The following is a 19,828-nucleotide window of genomic DNA, read 5'->3' on the forward strand; positions in this document are numbered from 1 at the left end:
TTGTCGTGCCCGTTGATAACCACCCTGCAGAGGCAGTGAAACAAGTGAAACGCCGCGTGTTGGACGATTGTTGACGCAGCGAATTCAACATAAGGGATGCAGGTTGTCCATCACCGTGGACTTACCGCGGCCGTTGGCGCCTGCGATGGCGACCAGCGCGGCACCATCGGCCAGCCGCTCCAGATCGACGGTCAGCTCGTCCAGCCCGAGGCCGTCACGGATGCCCCGGAAGCCCCGGAGCCTGAGTGAAAGAGGCTGCATGATGCGTCGTGTTCTGGAGTGGAAGTCCGAACAGATTGCCCCTCAGATTCCCGGCATCAAGGCCTAAGCGCCGAGTGACCGCTGACGTTCCGGGACCGCATATTCGACTCGGGCAACCCGACTCACCAAGACGGCCAGGAGCAGACGTACGTACTCACGCCGGTAAGCTGACACTCGCCCCAAGAAAGTCGGCAACCCGAATGCCGTTGATCCGCCTTCTGCACGGGTTCAACCCGTGCTGAGGAGCCTGGCCGCGACTCAGTGGCTATGGAGGTGGTGAGCATCCGGCACATGCGCGTGAGCGTGACGCATGGGCTCGTGCCGATGGGCATGGCTGTGCTCGCCTGCCGGCATGGGGTCGTGCGCATGGTCGTGGTGGCCATCGTCGTGGCGATGGGCGTGCTCATGCTCCAGCGTCTCGTGCTCGTGCTCGTGGCCGTGCGACTCGGCCAGGTGCAGCACCACGCCGGCCAGCATCAGCAGGCTGCCCAGAGCCATCCAGCCGCTAGCCGAGCGGTCGCCCATCGCCACGGCCAGCGCCGCGCCGATGAAGGGCGCGAAGGCGAACACCGAGCCCGTGCGCGCGGCGCCGAAGGCTCGCTGCGCAAGCAGGTAGAAGCGCAGGCTGAGGCCATAGCCGGTGGCGCCCACCGCGAACAAGCTTGCCGCCGCGACGGCCGACGGCAAAGGCTCGCTGAACAGCACGGCCAGCAGCGCGGTGGCACTGGCGCCCAGCGTCGCCTTGGCCAGCACCACCTGCCCCGGGTCGCGCTCGGCCAGCGCCCGCGAGAGCGTGTTGTCCACGCCCCAGGCGGCCGTGGCTAGCAGCACCGCCAGCAGGCCCAGCAGCTGGGCGTTGCCGGCACGCCCCTGGTCCAGCACCAGCACCATGCCACCGGCCAGCAGCAGCAGCATCGCCGCCCACACGCGCCCGTCCATGGTCTCGCGGTACAGGCGCCAGGCCAGCACGGCGGTGAACAGCGCCTCCAGCGTCAGCATCAGCGAGGCGCTGGTGCCACTGGTGTTCTGCAGGCCCCAGGCCAGCGCCACCGGCCCGATCACGGCGCCGAAGGCTGCCATGGCCAGCAGGCGCGGCAGGTCGCTGCGCTGCAGTCGCGCCTCGCGCTCGATGCGCTGGCGCGACAGCAGGCCGACGGCCGCTGCGCCGGCGTACAGCAGCGCTGCGGTGCTGAAGGGGCCGAGCCCGGCGCCGAATAGCTGCACCAGCGGCGTGCTGATGCCGAACAGCGCCGCCGCCAGCAACGCCATCAGGCCGCCCCGCAGCGCCGGCAGCCGTGCGGAAGTGAGCATGGCTTACTTGACCGTGAAGCGCACCGTGATGGCCTTCTTGGCCGAGGTCGTCAGCGCGGCGACGACCTTGGCGCCCGGCGCCAGCTTCACGCCCTTGGCCTCGAGCTTGTCGCCGGCCACCACCAGCTCGGCCTCGGACTTCTCGGCACCGTTGAGCACGGTGAGCTTGCCGCTCATGCCGGTGGGCGCCATGGCCTTGCCGTGGTCCTCGATGTAGATGGCGGCACCGGTGGGCGTGCCCACCAGCTCGAAGCCCAGGTCGCTGGCGGTGGCCACGACGCCACCGTGCTTGGGCTTGGCGCCACCATGGGCCAGGGCGTTGAACGACAGCACTGACAGGCCCAGAACGGCGGCGGCCAACAGCTTGCTCTTCATCACGTCAATCTCCTTCGGGTGCGGCGCACTGGCACAGGCGGCGCCGCAAGGCCTGATTGGAACTCAGCTCGGAACGGGGTCAGTAGGCTTCCTGCGTCGGTGCAGCATCCGCTGCGGCGTCCGGCTCCGGCGCCGTCAGCCGCTTCGTCGCCTTCTCGCCGAACAGCCAGAACAGCACCGGCGTCAGCAGCGTGTCCAGCAGCGTCGAGCTCACCAGCCCGCCGAAGATCACCACCGCCACCGGGTGCAGGATCTCCTTGCCGGGCGCGTCGGCCGCCAGCAGCAGCGGCGTCAGCGCGAAGGCCGCCACCAGCGCCGTCATCAGCACCGGCGTGAGCCGCTCCAGCGAGCCGCGCACGATCATGGCCTGGCTGAAGCTCTCGCCCTCGAACTGGCACAGGTTGATGTAGTGGCTGATCTTCAGGATGCCGTTGCGCGTGGCGATGCCCGCCAGCGTGATGAAGCCCACCATCGACGCCACCGACAGCTGCACCCCGGCGATCCACATCGCCACCACCGAGCCGATCAGCGCCAGCGGGATGTTGGCCATGATGATCCCGGCCAGCACCACCGACTGGTAGCGCGAGTACAGCACCAGGAAGATCATCGCCAGCGACACCAGCGACAGCCCGGCGATCAGGCGCGTGGCCTGCTCCTGGGCCTGGAACTGGCCCTCCAGGCTGATGAAGTTGCCGCTGGGCAGCTTCGTGCCATCGATGATGCGGCGGATGTCGGCAATCACGCGCCCCATGTCGCCGCCGTCGGTGTTGGCGTAGACGATGATGCGTCGGCGCCCGTTCTCGCGGCCGATCTGGTTCGGTCCGTCGGTCTCCTCGACGCTGGCGATGCTGCTCACCGGCACGCGGCCGGCCGGCGTGTCGATCAGCGTGCGCGCCAGGTCCTGCGGGCTGCGCTTGTCGTCGGGCAGGCGCAGCACCAGCTCGTAGCGGCGCGGGCCGTCCACGATGTCGGCGCCGTGGGCGCCGTCGGTCAGCGCCTGCAGCACGCGGATGGCCTCGCCCGGTGACAGGCCCATCTGCGCCGCCTTGCGGTGGTCCAGCCGCACGGTGATCTGCGGGATCAGCACCTGCTTCTCGACCGACAAGTCCACCAGCCCCGGCACCGTCGCCAGCTGCGCCCGCATCTGCTCGGCCAGGCCGCGCAGCGTGTCGGTGTCGTCGCCGAAAATCTTCACCGCGATCTGCGCGCGCACGCCTGACAGCAGGTGGTCCAGCCGGTGACCGATGGGCTGGCCGATGGCAACCTGGGCCGGCAGCGTGGACAGGCGCTCGCGGATGTCGGCCATGATGGCCTCACGGTCGCGCTCCGAGCGCTTGAGGTCCACGTCGATCTCGGCCGAGTGCACGCCCTCGGCGTGCTCGTCGAGCTCGGCGCGGCCCGTGCGGCGGCCCACCTGCGTGACCTCGGGCACCTCGCGGATCAAGGTCTCCGCCACCGCACCGACGCGGTTGGCCTCGGCCAGCGAGGTGCCGGGCTGCATCACCAGGCCCAGCACCAGCGAGCCTTCGTTGAAGGCCGGCAGGAAGGCACGCGGGAAGAAGGGCACGGTGGCCGCCGCACCCGCCACCGCGAGCGCGGCCAGCGCGACCAGCAGCTTCGCGCGGCCGAAGGACCAGTGCAGCAGCTTCGTGTCCTGGCGCTTGAGCCACGCCACCAGCGGGCTGTCACCATGGTCCAGCCGCTTCATGGTCGGCAGCAGGTAGTAGCTCATCACCGGCGTGACGGTCATCGACACCCCCATCGACGCCCCGATGGACACGATGTAGGCGATGCCCAGCGGCGTGAACAGCCGCCCCTCGATGCCAGGCAGCGCGAACAGCGGCACGAACACCAGCACCACGATGACGGTGGCGTAGATGATCCCCGAGCGCACCTCGACGCTGGCGCGGCGCACCACCTCCAGCACCGACAGCGGGTTGCCGGCCGCCTGGTTCTGCTTCAGGCGCCGCAGGATGTTCTCGACGTCCACCACCGCGTCGTCTACCAGCTCGCCGATGGCGATGGCCAGGCCGCCCAGCGTCATCACGTTGATCGACTGCCCCAGCAGCTGGAACACCAGCGCCGTGACCGCCAGCGACAGCGGGATGGCCACCAGCGAGATCACCGTCGTGCGCACCGACAGCAGGAAGGCGAACAGCACGATGGCCACCATGATGGCGCCGTCTCGCAGCGCCTCGGCCACGTTGCCGATGGAGGCCTTGATGAAGTCGGCTTGGCGGAACAGCACGCGCGGCGCGGCCAGGCCCGGCGGCAGACCCTGCTTCAGCTCCGCAAGCGCGCTTTCGACCTGCGCGGTGAGCTTCACCGTGTCGGCCTCGGGCTGCTTCTGCACGCTGACGATCACGGCGGGCAGGCCGTTGTAGCCGGCGTCGCCTCGCTTCAGCCCCGCCGCAAACGATACAGAGGCCACCTGTTCGAGCAGGATGGCGCGCCCGTCCTTCCAGGCCACGGCGATGCCGGCGAGGTCCTCGACGCGGTTGCTGCGGCCCAGGTGCCGGATCAGGTACTCGCGGCTGTTCAGGTCGATGAAGCCGCCGCCCGCGTTGCCGGCGTAGCCCTTCAGCGCCTGTTCCACCTGCGTGAGCGAGACGCCGAACTGCGCCATGCGCGCGGTGTCGGGCGCCACGCGCAGCGTGCGCACCTCGCCGCCGATGGGGATGACCTGCGAGACGCCGGGGATCGACAGCAGCCGAGGACGCAGCACGAAGTCGGCGTACTCGCGCGCCTGCATCGGCGTGGCCGCCGGTGTCTTGCCGTCACCGGGGGTGAGCGGCAACGCCACCAGCATGATCTCGCCCATGATCGACGAGACCGGCCCCATCACCGGCGTGATGTCGCCGGGCATCTGCTCGCGCACGATGGCCAGCCGCTCGGCCACCAGCTGGCGGTTGCGGTAGACGTCGGTGCCCCAGTCGAACTCGGCGTAGACGATGGACAGGCCCACGCCCGAGGTGCTGCGCACGCGCGTCACGCCGGGCATGCCGTTGAGCGCCGTCTCCAGCGGGAAGGTGACGAGCTGCTCCACCTCCTGCGGGGCCATGCCGCCGGCCTCGGTGAGCACCGTGATCAGCGGCTTGTTGAGGTCGGGGAAGACGTCGACCGGCGTGCGCCAGGCCGTCATCGCGCCGTAGACCATCAGCAGCGCCGCGAAGGCCAGCACGAACAGGCGGTTGTGCAGGCTGGAACGGACGATCCAGTTGAACATGAGGGTGGCTCCCGTTCAGCGGATCTGGGCGATCAGCGGCGCGCCCTGCACCACGACGCGGTTGTCCGCGCCGAGGCCCTGCGTCACCACGACTGTGTTCGCATCGAGCGGCCGGAACTGCACCGGCTGCGGGATGAAGCGCTCGGCACCCGACTTTATCCAGACGATGGGCTCGTTGGACGGGTTGCGCACCACGGCCTGAGCCGGCAACACCACGCCCTTGATGCGCTCCTTGGACTGTGCGACCACCGTGACCGGCTGGCCGATGGCCAACGGCAATGCGTCGCCGGGCTTGGCGGGCGCCACCGCGAAGGTCATCGGCAGCACGCCATCGCGCAGCGAGCGCGAGGCGCCCAGCAGGCGCAGCCTGGCCTCGGGCGCTTCCTGGATGGAGGCGCCTGCGACACGCGTGGCCAAGGTGGCGTCGGCCGTGGTCGCTTCCACCAGCATGCGCGCGGGGTCGACCACCTCGAACAGCACGTCGCGCGGCTCAACCACCTGGCCCACCGCCAGGTCGGCACGGGCGATCACGCCGCTGACCGGGGCCAGCAGCGCCTCACGCGCCGCGAGGCTGGCCCCGATGCTGCGCTCGCGCTCGGCCAAGCTGGCCGCCTCGGTGCGGGCGGCTTCGATCTCCTTGCGCGGCACTGTGCCCTCCAGGCCTTCGAGGCGCTGCACGCGCTGCTCGGCGATCTGGCGCTGGGCCTTCAGCTCGGCCAGCTGCGCCTGTTGCGCGCCCAGCGCGTAGGGCTCGGCGTGGTGGCGCACGTAGGCCAGCACGTCGCCGCGCCTGACCGCCTGCCCCGCCACCGGCAGGCCACGCGGGCCGGGCTCGATCCGGCCCCCATGCACCGCCTGCACGCGACCGCTGGCGTTGGGGTCCACGATCACGCGGCCCGGCAGTTCGACGGTCGCGGCGGCTTCCGACTCGGGGGCCAGCACCGTGCGGATGGCCATGCGGCGCTGGGCCAGCTTGGGCACGTTCACGCTGCCATCGGGCAGGCGGGCCAGGCCCGAGGCGTTGACGGCCGCGCCCGGGGCGTCCAGGTGCTCGCCGTTGGGGCCGTGGGCGCCCGGCGCGGCAAAGGCCGTCGAGCACGCGAGCAGGGTCGCTGCCACGATGAGCTTGATGCGGTGCTTCATCACAGGGCTCCCTTCGGCGCAACGGCCTTCCCGGCACGGCGACGGCGCCAGACGTAGGCGCCCGCGAGCAGCAGCACGCCACCCACGCTCCAAGCTGCGTACTCCAGCGTGTGGTCGTGCCCGTGGTCGTCGTGCCCATGGTCGTCATGGGCGTGGCTGTGGTCCGCAGCGGCCGCGGCACCCGCGGCCGTGGTCACCAGCGTGCCGTCCAGCAGGTCGGTCTCGGCACCGGCCACCAGGGTGAAGACCAGCGCGTGTTCGCCCGGCGTGCGCAGCAGGGCCAGCAGCTTGGCGTCGTCGAAGGCGTAGTCACCCAGGTCGGCGTGGAACGTGGCGCGGGCCTTGATGCCGCCGGCTTCCACCTCCAGCGTAGCGCCCAGCACCGGTTCGTTGGTGGCATAGCGGTCGATCAGCACCGACAGCTCCGTGGCCTGCAGGGTGGCCACCAGCTCGAAGGCCTCGGTCTTGGCCTCCAGGCGCGGCAGCGCGGAAGTGGCGGCCTGCGATGCAGGGGCGTCGAGGTGTTCGCCGTTCGGGCCGTGTGCACCGGGTGCCGCCAATGCGGGCTGGAGCGCGAGGGCTCCGGTCAGGGCCAGAGCAAGGAGCGAGGGTTTCATGGCAGGAGTCCAAGAGCTTGTTGAAGTCGGGCGCGGGCCAGGCCCAGCGCGGCGGTCTGGCGGGCGGCGGCGCTGTCGGCGTCGGCGGCGGCCGCCAGGGCGCGCAGCAGGTCGGGCAGCGGCGTCTCGCCGGCGCGGAAGGACTTGTCGATCAGGGCGGCACGCTCGCGCAGCAGCTGGGCCCGGCCGTTCGCAGCCTCGAGCTGCAACTGCGCCGAGCGCAGGGCCTCGCGCGCCGTGGCGACATCGCTCTCGAGCCGCTCGTGCAGCCGTTGCTCGTTCACCTGGGCGATGTCGAGCTCGGCGAGCGCCGCCGCTTCGAGTGGGCGGTTGCGGTCATCGGTGCCGAAGGGCAGGCGTAGACCCACGACGAGGCTGCCTTGCGACGCTTCGCCGCGGCCCGGCATGTCCTGGCGCACACCCACGCTCAGCTCCGGCGCATCGCGGCGCGAGTGGCGCACCAGCTCCAGCCGCTTGCGTGCCAGTTCGGTCGACTGGCTCGCGAGCACGCGCTCCGGGTGCGCAGCGCCATCGACCGGGGCGGCGTCCGGTGCGGGCGTGTCGGCCAGCGCCGGCAGCGCCGTGAGCCCGGTCAGCAGCGTCCAGCGGGCCTGCGCGGACTGCAGGCGCTGGCGAGCGTCGGCCGAGGCGGCCGACGCGGCCAGCAACTCGGCCTGCGCCGCCAGGCCATCGGCCCGGGCTAGATCGCCCGCGCGCACACGTCGATCGACGTCGTAGGCCAGCTGCCGCAGGGCCGTCGCCTGTGCCTCGGCCTGGCGGGCTTCTGCCTGCAGGCCGGCGATCAGCCACAACGCCTCTCGCAGCTCACCGGCCAGTCGCAGCCGAGCCACCTGTTCGGCAGACTGGGCCTGGGCGATCGCCGCGTCGGCCGAGCCCGAGCGGGCGGCGCGCTGGCCCGACAGCCACAGCGGGACGGCGATGCCGACCTCGGTCTCGCGCCGGCCCGCGTTGCTCTGCAGGCGGTCGTTGCGGTGGCTCAGCGCCAGCGTCGGGGCCGCCGCCCAGAGCCTGCTGGCCGCGATGCGGTCAGCGTCCGCACGGCGACGCTGGCCTTCGGCCTCACGGGCCGCAACAGCGCGCTGCCAGGCCGCGTCCAGGGCGGTGCGGAGGGTGACGGGGGCCGCTGCCGCGCCTGGAGCTGCGGCTGGTGGCGTCGGTGATGCAGCCGGCTGGGCCCATGCGGGCACGCCGGCCAGGCTGCCTGCGAGTGCGCAGGCAGCGAGCCTTGATCGAAGTTTCACGATGGTCCTGACGAATCGACGGCCGGAGGCGGGTCGCTCACGTCGAGGCGCCGCGGACGCACTCCAGGCGTCAGGCGGCGGACCTGCGGTCGATGGCGAATCCCAAACCGGCGGGAGGCCGGGCGCCCATGGCAGAGCGCCCGCCGCGGAGGGCGGGTCAGGCGTGGGGTCGAGGCGGCCTGAGCAGGCCGTCGAGGAACGGGTCGGGCACCCGTGTGTCGTGCAAGCCGCCGGGTCGCGAGGACGAGACGGGCGGGAAGTGATACGACACCGCGGGCAGCAGCGCGGTGGCGGTGGTCAGGTGGTCGGCCAGCACATGGAACTTCGACGCCTGCGAGTCGTCGAGGTGGAAGCTGCCATCGTCGTGGTGGTGGTGACCTTCTTCCTGCCAGTGCAGGACCGCGTGTTCGAGGTCGGCCAGCACGTTGACGGTCGATCCCGGGCGCGCCATGGCCACCGACTGCCAGAGCATGGCAGCCAGCATCACGAAGACGACCAGGGAACGACGCATGGGTCGACAGTCTATCGAAGCGTGGTTCTCTGTCGTGACGAAGCAGTCTTCTCGCTACAAGGGCAAACACCGTGTGTCAACAAACCGTGACCCGCTGCGCATGCGAACGTCAGCTTCGCTGACCTCTGAGTGTCTGCAGATGGTCGTCAGCGGGTCCTGCTCGGCGCAGGCAGAGCGCCCGCTACCTGTACACCAACGGTCGCTCGCGTTAAGCATCGGCTCCCGAAACATCGTCGGCAGGTGGCGTCAGGGCCTCCGCGACGATGTCCTCGGGCTCGGTCGTCGTCACCCGTTCCAGGCACTGCAGCAGCGGCGGTGCGTGGACGTCCGTCGCTGTGGCCCAGGCCCTGACCTTGTCGGCCAGACTGACGAGCTGCGAGATGCCGGGCGCGCGGGTGCGCACCACAGGCACGATACGCCCTTCGAGCTGCACATCGGCGGCGCCAGCCAGGGCACGCTCGATGGCACCGCGGTCCACCTCGTGCCGGTCCTCGTCGGCCACGGTCCATCGGACCCGCACGCTGACGCCGGCCAGTTCCTGCGCGCTCGCCGCCTCTCGCAACTGGTCCAGATCGGGCCGGCCCTCGAACACGATGTCCAGCGTCCGGCGCGCGGGCGTCGGCTCAAGGCGACAGTCCACCCCGTCGGGTCCGAATTCCCACAGCAGGAACCCCTTGTCGCCCTGCTCCCCATGGTGAAAGCGGCCGATGGACCCGGCGTAGGCGATGCACTGGCGACGTTCGCCCTCCCCTTGCGTCCAGGCCTGGTGCCGATGGATGTGGCCGAGCAGGGTGGCCTGCGCGCCGGTGCTGAACAGCGCCCCGGTGGTGAACTCGTGGTCGAACCCGGCCATTGGCACGCCGTGCTCGGTCACGCAGCCGAAGACCGTGCCATGCGACACCGCGAGCGTCGGCACGCCGGCAGAACGGGCCAGGCCGTGGATGCCGGCGTAGCCCTGCAGCAGCCGGGCCAACTGTTCGCCCTGGGCCTCGGCGGCAGCGGTGGCGCCGACCGCTGCCGCGACGGCCGCCTTGTTGATCGCGGGAATGCAGGTGAAGACTGCCCTGGCGCCAGGCGGCACCTCTGCGAATCGCGGGCCTTCGGAGGCGAGCCAAAGGTCGGCGGCAGGCGCATCGGTCACCGACAGATCCCCAGACGATCCGCTGCCCATCAACGCCACCTGACCGATCCGGTCCGCGACGAAGATCCGATGGCGGCTTCCCAGCATCCTGAACACGGACAGCGTGCCGGGCGGCTCGTGCGACCACGTGCCCTGGAGCATCAGCACCGGGCAATGGTCGGCAAGCCGCCGCACCTGCGCCAGCAGCCGCAGTGCCGCGGGCGCATGCAGGTCCAGGGCGTGATCGGTGGCATCCCCGGAGATCACGGCCACATCGACGGCGAGTTCGATGGCGCGGTCCACGGCCGCCGAGAAGCAGCGATCGGCCTCCTCCAGATGGCGCGGCCCGTAGTGCAGGTCGGAAAGGTGCACCACCCGCAAGCGATGCGCCTGACGGTGCGAACCGTGCGCTCGCGGACGCCCATCCGGGCTGCGCGGCACTTCCACGCGTTGCGCACCGGTTCCGCCTGGCAGTCGTCCGGGCGCGCTCACGATGCCACCTGCTGCAGTTCGGCGTTGACCTTGTCCGCGTAGCCCTTCGGATCGTTCCGGAAGCGCTCCAGCTCGCCGAAGGCCCGCTGCCGCCCTTGCGGATTGAGCTTCCACCCAGGACCCCAGCGCGTGGCCGCGTAGCGCAGCCAGGTCTGCGCAGGCACGCCCATCGCGGCCAGCCGCCCGAGCACATGCTCCAGCGTGGGTGGCATGCCGTCTGCCGTGGAGTCGCTCGCAGCCACAGGTTCGTCGACGGACTCCAGCCCCTTCCCAGGCGTCGAGGAAGCGTCCGCCCGGTGCCCCTGGAGCACGCGGGCGGCAACATCGGCCTGCAGGAGCACGGTGTCCTGATCGTCCTGCTCCCGCATCAGCGTCGCCACGTCGACCGGCGCTTCCAGTTCGATGATCCACTGCGGCACGCGGACAGGCCGCCCCTGGTCATCGATGTGCGCCACCTCCATCAGCCGCTTGGTCAGGTAGAACGGCGTGCCCTGGCGGTCCAGGAATCCGGCGAGCCGGCCGCCCCGCAGGAACGCCACGGTCTCGAAGGTGCGGATCGCCGCATTCATCGCGTAGAAGCTGCGCGTGTGCAGTTCGAAGGCGCTGATCGAGCGGATGCCGGGGATGAAGAACAGGAAGCGTCCGGTGAGGTTGCACTGCCGCTGCTGGTACTCCGGGCAGCACTCCGGCTGGCACAGGCCGCCGTTGTCCTCGCGCGGGATCGCCTTGCGGCCGCCGAACAGCCGCACCGTGCGGCGCCCCGTCGCGTCCACCGGCACCGGTGCGTGCGTCATGCAGTGGCGCCAGCGTCCGTCGGTCGAATACTCGGACCAGAAGCGCTTGTCCTGCGCACCCCAGGTCGCCAGTTCATGCGGCATCACGCTCTGCCAGCGATCGGTCGGGAACACCACCGGGAAGCGGTAGAGGCGCCGGCCCTCGCCGCGGTCCTCGCCATGGAGGTCGAGGATCTGCGTCGCCAGTTCCGGGTTCGGGAAGTCCTGGGCGCGCACGGTGAACCACGGCACGTTGCGTGGAACGAGCGGGCTCTTGAGCTCCGGGCAGGCCTCGGCCAGCGCACGCTCGATCTGGTCGAACGACTGGCCCTGGTTCAGGCCCTGGTCGTAGATCGCCTGTGCACGCGGCACCTCGGCGGCCCGGCGGGTCAGGACCTTGATGCCCGCGCGGATCTTGCCGCCCGTGGGCAGGCGGGGCGTTCCGTTTGTACCGTAACCCAGCAGGGTCGGCAGAGCGGTGGGCCCGCCGTGCAGCACGACGGCGGGCCGGGAATCGGGGGACGGTGAAGAGGCCATCGGTGTTCCTCGGTGGGTGTCGGGGGATTCCGACGAACCATCGTCCCGCCTCGACCCGTGCTTTCAACCCCGGGTGCTGTCCGGATGCCATGATGCGACTCGGTCCGCACGCCATGGTCCCGTGCAGTCGCATCTCCCGAACCCGCCCCTTCCATGCAAGCCGAGTCGCCCTCAAGCCCACAAGACAGCGCAGACAGAGACCACGAGGAACTGCGGCGGGTACTCGCCGCCTCCGAGGCCTTCGACGAAGATCTGGTCGCACTGCTTCGAGCCGGCTGGAACACGTCGTCCCGCCGCTCGACCATCTGCCTGGCCTTCTGTCGTTCGGCGATCGAGCATGCGATCGCGCAGCGGGTCCTGATCGAAGCCGGCTTGACGGGGACCGCACTCAGTCTGATCCGCCTGCAGTTCGAGGGAGTTGTCCGTGCCGCCTGGGTGCTTCACGCCGCCAAGGAGGACTGGCTGGACAAGTTCTCGGCGCCTGTGCCGGACGGCGAACTCTCGGAACCCCAGATGGGGCCACCGATCCCCGCCATGATCGATGCCATCGGTGCGGTCGCCGGCCCGGCGGCCACCGAACTGAAGCGACTGCATGGCACCGTCAAGGTGATGCACTCGTTCGTGCACGGTGGTGTCCACCTGGTCGTCCACGCCCTGCGGGACTACCCGGCAGGAAAGCTGACGTCCGTGCTGCAGAACCGCAACCTGCTCTCGCTGATGCTGGCCAACGTCATCGTGATCGTCAGTCAGGACCCCGGCCTGCGGGGTTCGGTCGGACGGTTGTCGGGCCTGCATGCGGCCTGCATGCCGCCGCTCCAGCGGTGAGCCTCGGCGAGGGGTTAGGCAGGACAGGCATGGCCTCGCCAGGCAACCAGAGCCAGGACCTGGCCCGGGCAGACTCGAATGCCCTTCGCTTGGCACCCTGTTCGGCCTCGCCCATGAAGCCGCTGACGACATGGAGGTCGACCGGCTCCGCGCCCACGTCCAGCAGGATGGCATTCGCGAACCCGGCCACCGATCGCGCGTCGTACCGCAGGGGCTTGATGAACCGCCTACCCTGCGCCACCAGCGCTCGGACCAGCGGCGCCTCGTGCACCCCCTCCAGAGGAATCCACTCCTCGCTGGTCAGCATCAGGCTGGCGAGGTCGATCTCGTAGGTGTGCTCCCGGCGGGCCCGGATCAGCGCCGCCAGCATGAGTCGCAGCCCTCGCCCTCCGTCCGAGTCGAGCGCCTCGAAGAGTGGCGCGAAGCCGCGCTGCACCCGCGCCCAGGTCCGCGCGTCTGCCAGCAAGGGTGCGTCCGGCATGTGGCGGATCCAGATGCGCGCGCCCGCGGGCGCCGACTCCCATCCCTTGAACTCCCCCAGAACCACCGCCAGCGGCTGACGCCCGTCATGCGGCTGCAGCACCGACAGCCGGGCACGCCGCCGTTCAGCCTGCTCGGCCTTCGCGGTCTCGCTGAAGGCTTCCGGCACGTACAGCCGCCGCGACAGCGGCTCGCCCTTCACCTGGATCGCCTCGGCGGCCTGCATCAGGTACTTGTGAAGCACCGCCTGGTTGCGCTTCCCGGCCATGGCCGGGGACCAGTGGTTGAAACCGGCCCGCTCGAACAGGAAGTGCATCAGCGCCCGCAGGCTCATCCGGCGACGGGTGCGGCCAACCTCCGACGGCTCGGCAGGTTCGCGGCCCATCCCAGGCCGCCCGGGCACACGCGCCCACGGGAAGTCCACGTGCAGTTCCACCCGTGCCGGATCCAGCTGGACGACGGCCTCGCCGACCAGCTCGCCCAGGCCCGACATCGCAGGCCCCGGCTCGTAGCTCGGGCAGGCGGGGTGGTGCCGGTCCCCGGTCTCCGGCATGCGCTTGATCTGGAAGTGCCGATGGAAGGCGACGTACATCTCGACGCCGCCGGCCACGCACAGGCACCGCGGCCGGCCCGGCGCCTCGTAGGCCTGTGCCAGCAGGTCCTGCAGCTGCGGGTCGTCGGCGTCGACCACGCGCCCACCGATCGCAAAGCGCTGCCCGTCCACCCCCGACGACTTCCCCGACTCCATCGCCGTTGCAGCCCTTCAGCCGGCGCGCCGTGTCACGCCAGCTCCTCCAGCACCTTGGCCAGCTCGGGTCGCGGCCTCGGCAGCTGCTCGCGCACGGCACTTCGATCGGCAATGCCCAGCACCAGCCCGACCTGGTCCTCGTCGGCGCCCCGCTCGTACATCCGGGACATCAGGGTCAGCCGTGCGGACTGCGTGCACAGACCGGGTATGTCGGCCTGGCGGAAGATCTTGCGGTAGATCTCCAGCAGGGGACGGCAGACGTAGCGGTTCTGACCCTCGCCGCCGTTCGGCGTGATCGGATAGACCTCGCCCTCCGCGCCCAGGAACAGCGGGCCGTGCGGATCCAGGCCGCGCCAGTGCTCGGCGGCGCCAAGACCGTGGCCGGCACGGAGCCGCTCGTCGAGGTAGTCGCCGAGCGCTTCGTCCAGACGCCGGTGGCTGAAGAACAGCGGCCGGTCCCTGCCGTTGATCGCGACATCGGCGCGCACCCTCGACTCTCGCCGCACACTGCCGTCCTCCAGCAGGTAGTCGCCCACCGTCAGGCGCGCGACTTCCAGCGGGCGCAGGCCGGTCGCGAAGGGCAGGTAGTAGAGCGCCAGGTCGTGCAGCGGCCGCGTGGATCGGCTGCGCACGCGGCGCGCACCGAGGTCCACCTCGTCGAGCTTGAGCACGCGGGCTTCACGTTGGGAGCTCACCTGCGTGGGGTCGAAGTGCTCCAGCGCCTGGAGGATCGCGTCGCGGTGCATGCGCAGGCGCTTCACGAAGGCGGCGCCGCTCTCCTGCAGGCCATCGACGCCCACCGCCTGGGTGAGCTGGACCGCCAGCCCCTTGATGCGCCGGTCGACAGCCGACCGCGACAGACCCCATCGTTGCGCCACGGTCGCGTAGGGATCGCCGTCGATCACCTCGCGCAGCATCTGGATCGTCTGCAATGTCTGCCGGCGATCGCCGGCGGTTTCCGGATCGTCTTCCATTGTTGTTACTCCCTGGACGACGGAACCACCGACGGACGCTGGCGGGGCGCGGCGTCGTGGTCGCTTCGCGCCAATCGCTTCGTCGATGTCGACGGCATGGACCACGCACGGCCCGAGCACATGCATGGCGTCCCTACGTCTAACGCGCGAACCTGCGACTCCCGTGTGACCAGTCGTTTCGCGGCCGATACACGCCAGGCCCTGTCGCGTTCGCGGCCTCGGCGCGACCTCGCCCCACCACGTTGCGGCTTCAATGTGCCCGCGTATACGTGCCGCCTTGTTGCCGAGGCGTTACTGCGTGCAGCGCGATGCGTCCGACGCCTTTCGAGGTGTCTCATGACGCAACCCCCTGCTGCTCGATCCAGCGGCGGATGTCCTCGGCGCGCCAGACGGTCACGCGCTCGGACAGCTTCACCGGCTCCGGGAACGTGCGCGCATGCACGCGCCGCCACAAGGTGGACTTGGAGATGGGGACGAAGGACAGCACCTGCGGCTGGCGCAGGAAGCCGGTATCCGGCAGCGCAGCACTGGGCGTTGCGGCCGGGGAATCCGCCAACGGGGTGGCGGGAACAGAAACGCGGGGCATGATCGGCCTCTCATCGGCATGCAGCCGGCAAAGGTCATGACCTGCTCTGCGACGACGGCGCTCGGTCAGGAAACGCGCCAGCCGCCCGGGAACGCTCGACTGCTGGACCACCGCGGGCGTTCCGTTCGCGCGGTGGATGAAGATGCCTTCCGAAGAGGGCCCCTGCCGAGGGCCCTCTTCGGTGTGATTCGATCGCCACCCCCTTGGGGGTGCATGCCGGCCGCCAAGCGGTGCGGGTCCGCGCGTTCGATGCGGCGGAGGGCCGAGCCCGGCACCGGGTGCGTTCGGTCGCCGAGCGGGGCAAGGCGGGACCGCCGGAACTGACCGGCACGCCGGAGGCAGCGTGCCGACGTTGGACGAGGCAGGTATCGACTGCGACGCCACCCGATGCGGGTGGAGGCCCCGGGCGATTCGCCCGTTAAACGGGTGATCGGCGCTACGGTGGCGCCGACTTGCCTCTGCGGGCAAGCCATGGCCTGGACACACGGTAGCGTCCGCACCGCTCAAGGGCAACACGCCCGCGCCGATTGCCCGCGCAAGCGTCGGTGGGTGCCGCCGCTTGGGAGAGACATCGGACGGCCTGCAATTCCACCGCCTACTCCGTCACCGCAGCAACCGCCGCCGGCGCAGGCAGCAGCTCCGCGTCGCGGCCCGCTGACGGTGGGGGCTCTGCGGGTCCGTCCGGTGCCCTGGTCGTCGAATCGACGGCTTCGCCGATGGCGGCACCGTGCTCATCGTCAGGGCCTTCAGCATCTTCGGGCGAAGTGGCGCGGGCATCGAGCGCGTTCATGCGCCGCCGCAGGCCCGTCGCAAAGCTGCGCGCACCGTTGGCGATGTCGCGCACCTGGCGCTTGAGGCCCGCACGCTGCGTGTCCACCGCCTGCGCCGACACCACCTCATGGATCTCCAGCGTCTGCAGCAGCGGCATCAGCTGGTCGAGCTTGACCAGCACCTCCAGAAATCGGCGGCTGATCGACGACAGCACGCGCACGTCCACGTCCAGCGGCACCGTGTCGTAGGACGCCAGGCTGGTGATGCCGTGGGCCTTGAACAGCGCCTCGGCGCCGTCGATGGCCTCGTTCAGGCTGGCGGTGGCGGCATCGATCCTGCCGCGCAGCGCCGTCTCGATCCTGCCGATGTCGTCGTGGTCGAGCCGGGTGCGGGCGATGACCGAGATGAAATGCATGTTCAGCTGCAGGGTGTTGAACATGCGAACGAACATGCGCTTGCCCTCGGCACTGCTGAACCGCGTGGCGATCTTGAGGCTGGCCGCCTCGACGCGACGGAAGTCGACCTTGGCTTCGCGGGCCAGGATGCGGGCGTTGGCGCCGCCCTGGTCCACCTTCACGATCTCGACATTGGCCATGCCCGCGGCTCCTTGTGTTGACAACGGGGTCGACAACGGGGTCGATCGCATCTTCCGAACGTGCACGACCCTTTGCCACACGAAAGCCCCGGCACCTCGGGGCGCTTTCGCGATCAGTTGCGTGGCGACGGGCATCGGCCCATTGACCGGGCGGAACCGGCGACCTACCTTGGCGCCATGCAGCAGCTGGCCCTGCATCCAGACTCGGCAAGCCTTGGAGATCTCCTGAACTGATCCCCCGCGTGGGTGCCCGTGCAGGTCGCACAGGCACCCGTGGGGACGATCGAATCGCGGTGATGCACGCCCCACCGATGGGGGACACCCGTTGCGGTGTCGCTCCGTCGAGTGCCCCTGTGCATCGCCGTGCCGAGGACCGCGCAAGCGATCAGGCACGCCGGGGCATTCGCCTCAGGCCGGGCCTTCGAGGCAAGGGCTGCGACCCGGTGCCGAGCGCATCCACTCGAGCGCCGCACCGACCGCGCCCTTGCCTCCCGGGCTCGTCCCGTTCTCGCCGATGTCCCCCCGATCGGACGCTGACACCGATCACCGCGCTCGCGCGCGCCACTGAACCTTGTCAGCCCTGGAGTTCCAGGCCCAGCCCGCAAGGCGGCCGGGGCCACATCACCCAACCGTCACCCGCATGGGGGCCCACGCCCCCGCCACGGGGTGCACGTGGGCTCCCTTCGCATCCAAGGAGTCCACGATGCACAGCACCAACGCCTGCCGTCAGGCCGGCGCCCCTGTCGGCTCGCCGCACACGGCAAGCCTCGACGCAAACCGAGCCCGACTCGGCTCGACGACGACCCCGTTCGTCATCGACGCCCCGTTCGACATCCCGGCCGGCCTGGATCTCCAGGACGAAGCCGGCGCAGACAGCGCCAACAGCGCCACCGGCGCACCGGGCAGCACCCTCGAGGAGTGGGTGGGCGAGTGGAGCGAGGACGACATCGTCCTGCTGCACTGGCGCCTGCTTCAGGAGATCCGGCACCTGGCCGACCCGGCCACCCCGCTGGAGGAGAAGCTCGACACCCTGCGCTGGGTGTTCACCGAACGCGAGAAGGACGGCCTGCCGTTCTCGTTCGTGAACTGCCTGCGCGTGGTCGGCTGCAGCCCGCTGTCGCCGATCCCGTACTGCGGACTCGTCGACGCCGAGGAGGTTCGCGAGCGCATCCGTCATGGGCTGCGGCCCTGGCTGCACGCGACGCTGGCCCGCTACCCCGACTGGGTGCGCGAGGCCGTGGCGACCCACCCCGAATGGGTCGAGGCCCGGCTGACCCGCAATCCCCAGTGGATCAACGAGCAGCTCAAGCAGATGTCCGTGCAGGGCGACCTGTTCGCGTGATCACGCCCACCTCGGGCGCCGTGCCTCGGGCCGCGCCGACCGATCCGGTCAGGCCGCGGCGGCACGCGCCCATCCGTTCTAAGGAACTCACCATGCTCACGTTCAAGGAAGCCCTCTGCCTGCTGGCGATCGTCGTCGCCTACGGCATCACCGGGCGCATGGACTACGAAGACGCCCTGCTGATCGAGCAAGTCCGGCTGCAGGTCGGCGCCGACTGCATCCTGCCGCTCGCAAGCGACAACACCCTCCCGGAAGTGGGACCCACCGGGCACCCGCCGGTGGCCCGCCCCATCGAGGGCGCCCGTCCGGAGGCGCCCTGCGTCCCGGACGCTGCGTCGGACCAGCCCATTCGGCTGACCCGGCACTGAGGGGAGCCGCCATGCACACCGATGCACGCCTGGTTCCCGGCCGCGTGCGCCTGCTGTCCGTGCAGGCGCCCGAGGACATCGAGTACCTCGTCAAGGAGAGCGAAGTGCTGACCGGTCGGTCCGGCCGCACCTTCGTCATCGCCGGTGCCGACCGGCTCGTCTACCGCGTCCACTGGCAGCCGCTCACCGAACCCGGTGGCCATTCCGCCGGGCCGTTGGTCGAGCGCCTCGGCCACCACGGCGAGGTCCTGAGTCGCCAGCACCTGCAGCTCTGGGAGTTCCTGGAGCACAGCCTCGTCGAGGCGCAGGCTGCCGGCCAGTTGTTCACCCCTCCGGTCCGCACGACGCCCTGATGGGCACCGATCCGCGCTGACCGGCCCACACACCCCGGCGGGTGCATCCCGCCAGGGGTGCTTCCGCCGGTTCTTCCCCCGATCGGGATGCCCCCGAAGGAGTCAACGATGAAGATCCAAGTCCGAATCAACGAAGAAGGCGCGCTGCGCAACCAGCGCCATGCCTTCAGCAACCGGTTCACCCTGGTGTCCGAGCTGCTGCAGAACGCGCGCCGTGCCGGCGCCAGCCTGATCCGGATCGACCACGATCCGCAGGCACAGACCCTGACCGTGCAGGACGATGGCCACGGCCTGGACGACTTCCAGAAGCTGCTCAGCTTCCACGAGTCGGGCTGGGACGCCGACACCTGCACGCAGGAGCGCCCCTTCGGCGTCGGGTTCTCGAAGTGCCTGTACGCCGCCTCGCGCTGCGTCGTGGCCTCGGGCCGGCGCCGCGTCGACATCGACACCGCGGCCGCACTGGCCAAGGCACTGGTCGAGGTCGAGGAGTGCGCCCTGGGTGACGCGGTGGCAGGCACCCGGGTCGAGCTCCACGGCGTCGACCTGCCGGACCTCGCGCAGCGCGTCGAGGAACTGTGCGCCGGGTTTCCGGTGCCGGTGTGGTTCAACGGCGAGCCGCTCAGGCGCGCCATGGCCGAGGCCCACCTGGCCACCCAGGCCAGCGCCATCGGCGCCGTGCACCTCGCGGGCACGCGCGACGGCCGGTACACCCACGACACCTGGGTGTTCCTGCAGGGTTTCTGCGTGCTGCGGCCGGCCTGGTCCAGCCGCGAGGACGTGAACGTCGTGCACCTGGACTCGCGCCAGTTCATGGCGCGGCTGCCGGACCGCGACCGCCTGATCGACGAGGACGTGCAGCGCCAGCGCATCGACACCGAGCTGAAGGCCTGCTGGCGTCGCACGCTGGAGATCGCCAAGGCCGAACTGCCGCCGCGCCACTTCATCGACACCTACTACAGCGTGATGCGCGGCTGGGGGCACCTCGACCTGCTGAACGACCTCGGCACCCTGCCGGCGGAGCTGTGCAGCCTGGTCTCGGGCTACCCGGTGCAGGTGGAGCATGGCGAGCGTCGCCATCTGACGCCGGTGCCGACCGCGCCCACGCGCGAGGCCATCGAGTCGGGTGCCGTGCAGCTGGTGGCCCTGGACGACGTGGGC

Annotated in this window: 19 protein-coding genes; 5 read left to right on the forward strand and 14 right to left on the reverse strand. The window is 70.4% G+C overall.

Annotated features, from left to right (window positions below):
• Nucleotides 1-84 precede the first annotated feature (84 nt).
• From HQN59_RS25015 to HQN59_RS25060, 10 genes are all read right to left on the reverse strand, one after another.
• The gene (locus HQN59_RS25015; RefSeq protein ID WP_176071871.1) at nt 85-261 is read right to left on the reverse strand and encodes a hypothetical protein; all 177 of its coding nucleotides are present in this window, start codon (nt 259-261) and stop codon (nt 85-87) included.
• A 258-nt stretch (nt 262-519) separates the two neighbouring features.
• On the reverse strand, nt 520-1,572 hold the full coding sequence (locus tag HQN59_RS25020) for a DMT family transporter (protein WP_176071872.1): 1,053 nt from the start codon (nt 1,570-1,572) through the stop codon (nt 520-522).
• Nucleotides 1,573-1,575: 3 nt separating this feature from the next.
• On the reverse strand, nt 1,576-1,947 hold the full coding sequence (locus tag HQN59_RS25025; protein WP_176071873.1) for a hypothetical protein: 372 nt from the start codon (nt 1,945-1,947) through the stop codon (nt 1,576-1,578).
• 79 nt (nt 1,948-2,026) lie between these two features.
• Nucleotides 2,027-5,173 carry an efflux RND transporter permease subunit gene (locus HQN59_RS25030; RefSeq protein WP_176071874.1) on the reverse strand — a complete coding sequence of 1,049 codons (3,147 nt, stop codon included), beginning with the start codon at nt 5,171-5,173 and terminating at the stop codon, nt 2,027-2,029.
• A 15-nt stretch (nt 5,174-5,188) separates the two neighbouring features.
• Nucleotides 5,189-6,316 (reverse strand): efflux RND transporter periplasmic adaptor subunit, encoded by a 1,128-nt coding sequence (locus tag HQN59_RS25035; RefSeq protein WP_176071875.1) that lies wholly within the window; start codon nt 6,314-6,316, stop codon nt 5,189-5,191.
• Nucleotides 6,316-6,933 carry a hypothetical protein gene (locus HQN59_RS25040; protein ID WP_176071876.1) on the reverse strand — a complete coding sequence of 206 codons (618 nt, stop codon included), beginning with the start codon at nt 6,931-6,933 and terminating at the stop codon, nt 6,316-6,318. The genes HQN59_RS25035 and HQN59_RS25040 overlap by 1 nt, the downstream gene beginning before the upstream one ends.
• Nucleotides 6,930-8,141, reverse strand: coding sequence for a TolC family protein (locus HQN59_RS25045; protein ID WP_342451316.1), 1,212 nt, complete (start codon nt 8,139-8,141; stop codon nt 6,930-6,932). The genes HQN59_RS25040 and HQN59_RS25045 overlap by 4 nt, the downstream gene beginning before the upstream one ends.
• 211 nt (nt 8,142-8,352) lie before the next feature.
• Complete coding sequence (locus tag HQN59_RS25050; protein WP_176071878.1) at nt 8,353-8,706, reverse strand: hypothetical protein; 354 nt, start codon at nt 8,704-8,706, stop codon at nt 8,353-8,355.
• Nucleotides 8,707-8,914: 208 nt separating this feature from the next.
• A complete protein-coding gene (locus HQN59_RS25055; protein ID WP_176071879.1) occupies nt 8,915-10,198 on the reverse strand; it encodes a metallophosphatase family protein in 1,284 nt (427 codons plus the stop codon).
• A 116-nt stretch (nt 10,199-10,314) separates the two neighbouring features.
• Complete coding sequence (locus HQN59_RS25060) at nt 10,315-11,589, reverse strand: recombination directionality factor (protein WP_342451317.1); 1,275 nt, start codon at nt 11,587-11,589, stop codon at nt 10,315-10,317.
• A gap of 192 nt (nt 11,590-11,781) precedes the next feature.
• Between HQN59_RS25060 and HQN59_RS25065 the strand changes: the two genes are divergently transcribed.
• Entirely contained in the window at nt 11,782-12,453 is a 672-nt protein-coding gene (locus HQN59_RS25065; protein WP_246295168.1) for a DUF6988 family protein, read from the forward strand.
• Here the strand turns inward: HQN59_RS25065 and HQN59_RS25070 are convergent.
• The 4 genes from HQN59_RS25070 to HQN59_RS25085 all read right to left on the reverse strand — a co-directional run bounded on the left by HQN59_RS25070 (nt 12,371) and on the right by HQN59_RS25085 (nt 16,607).
• The gene (locus tag HQN59_RS25070; protein WP_176071881.1) at nt 12,371-13,681 is read right to left on the reverse strand and encodes a DUF1173 family protein; all 1,311 of its coding nucleotides are present in this window, start codon (nt 13,679-13,681) and stop codon (nt 12,371-12,373) included. The two genes, HQN59_RS25065 and HQN59_RS25070, sit on opposite strands and share 83 nt — an antisense overlap.
• Nucleotides 13,682-13,713: 32 nt before the next feature.
• Nucleotides 13,714-14,655: a site-specific integrase gene (locus HQN59_RS25075; protein ID WP_176071882.1), complete on the reverse strand. Its 942-nt coding sequence runs from the start codon at nt 14,653-14,655 to the stop codon at nt 13,714-13,716.
• Between the two features lie 334 nt (nt 14,656-14,989).
• On the reverse strand, nt 14,990-15,352 hold the full coding sequence (locus tag HQN59_RS25080) for a helix-turn-helix transcriptional regulator (RefSeq protein WP_342451318.1): 363 nt from the start codon (nt 15,350-15,352) through the stop codon (nt 14,990-14,992).
• A 484-nt stretch (nt 15,353-15,836) separates the two neighbouring features.
• On the reverse strand, nt 15,837-16,607 hold the full coding sequence (locus HQN59_RS25085; RefSeq protein WP_176071883.1) for an AcaB family transcriptional regulator: 771 nt from the start codon (nt 16,605-16,607) through the stop codon (nt 15,837-15,839).
• A 703-nt stretch (nt 16,608-17,310) separates the two neighbouring features.
• Between HQN59_RS25085 and HQN59_RS26450 the strand changes: the two genes are divergently transcribed.
• From HQN59_RS26450 to HQN59_RS25105, 4 genes are all read left to right on the forward strand, one after another.
• Entirely contained in the window at nt 17,311-17,949 is a 639-nt protein-coding gene (locus tag HQN59_RS26450; protein WP_246295169.1) for a hypothetical protein, read from the forward strand.
• Nucleotides 17,950-18,041: 92 nt separating this feature from the next.
• Nucleotides 18,042-18,317: a hypothetical protein gene (locus HQN59_RS25095; protein ID WP_176071884.1), complete on the forward strand. Its 276-nt coding sequence runs from the start codon at nt 18,042-18,044 to the stop codon at nt 18,315-18,317.
• An 11-nt stretch (nt 18,318-18,328) separates the two neighbouring features.
• A complete protein-coding gene (locus tag HQN59_RS25100) occupies nt 18,329-18,670 on the forward strand; it encodes a hypothetical protein (protein ID WP_176071885.1) in 342 nt (113 codons plus the stop codon).
• A 108-nt stretch (nt 18,671-18,778) separates the two neighbouring features.
• Nucleotides 18,779-19,828 (forward strand): ATP-binding protein (locus HQN59_RS25105; RefSeq protein WP_342451319.1); only part of this gene is annotated, 1,050 nt, incomplete at its 3' end.

Source organism: Rhizobacter koreensis, from assembly GCF_013366375.1.
GTDB lineage: Bacteria > Pseudomonadota > Gammaproteobacteria > Burkholderiales > Burkholderiaceae_C > Schlegelella_A > Schlegelella_A koreensis.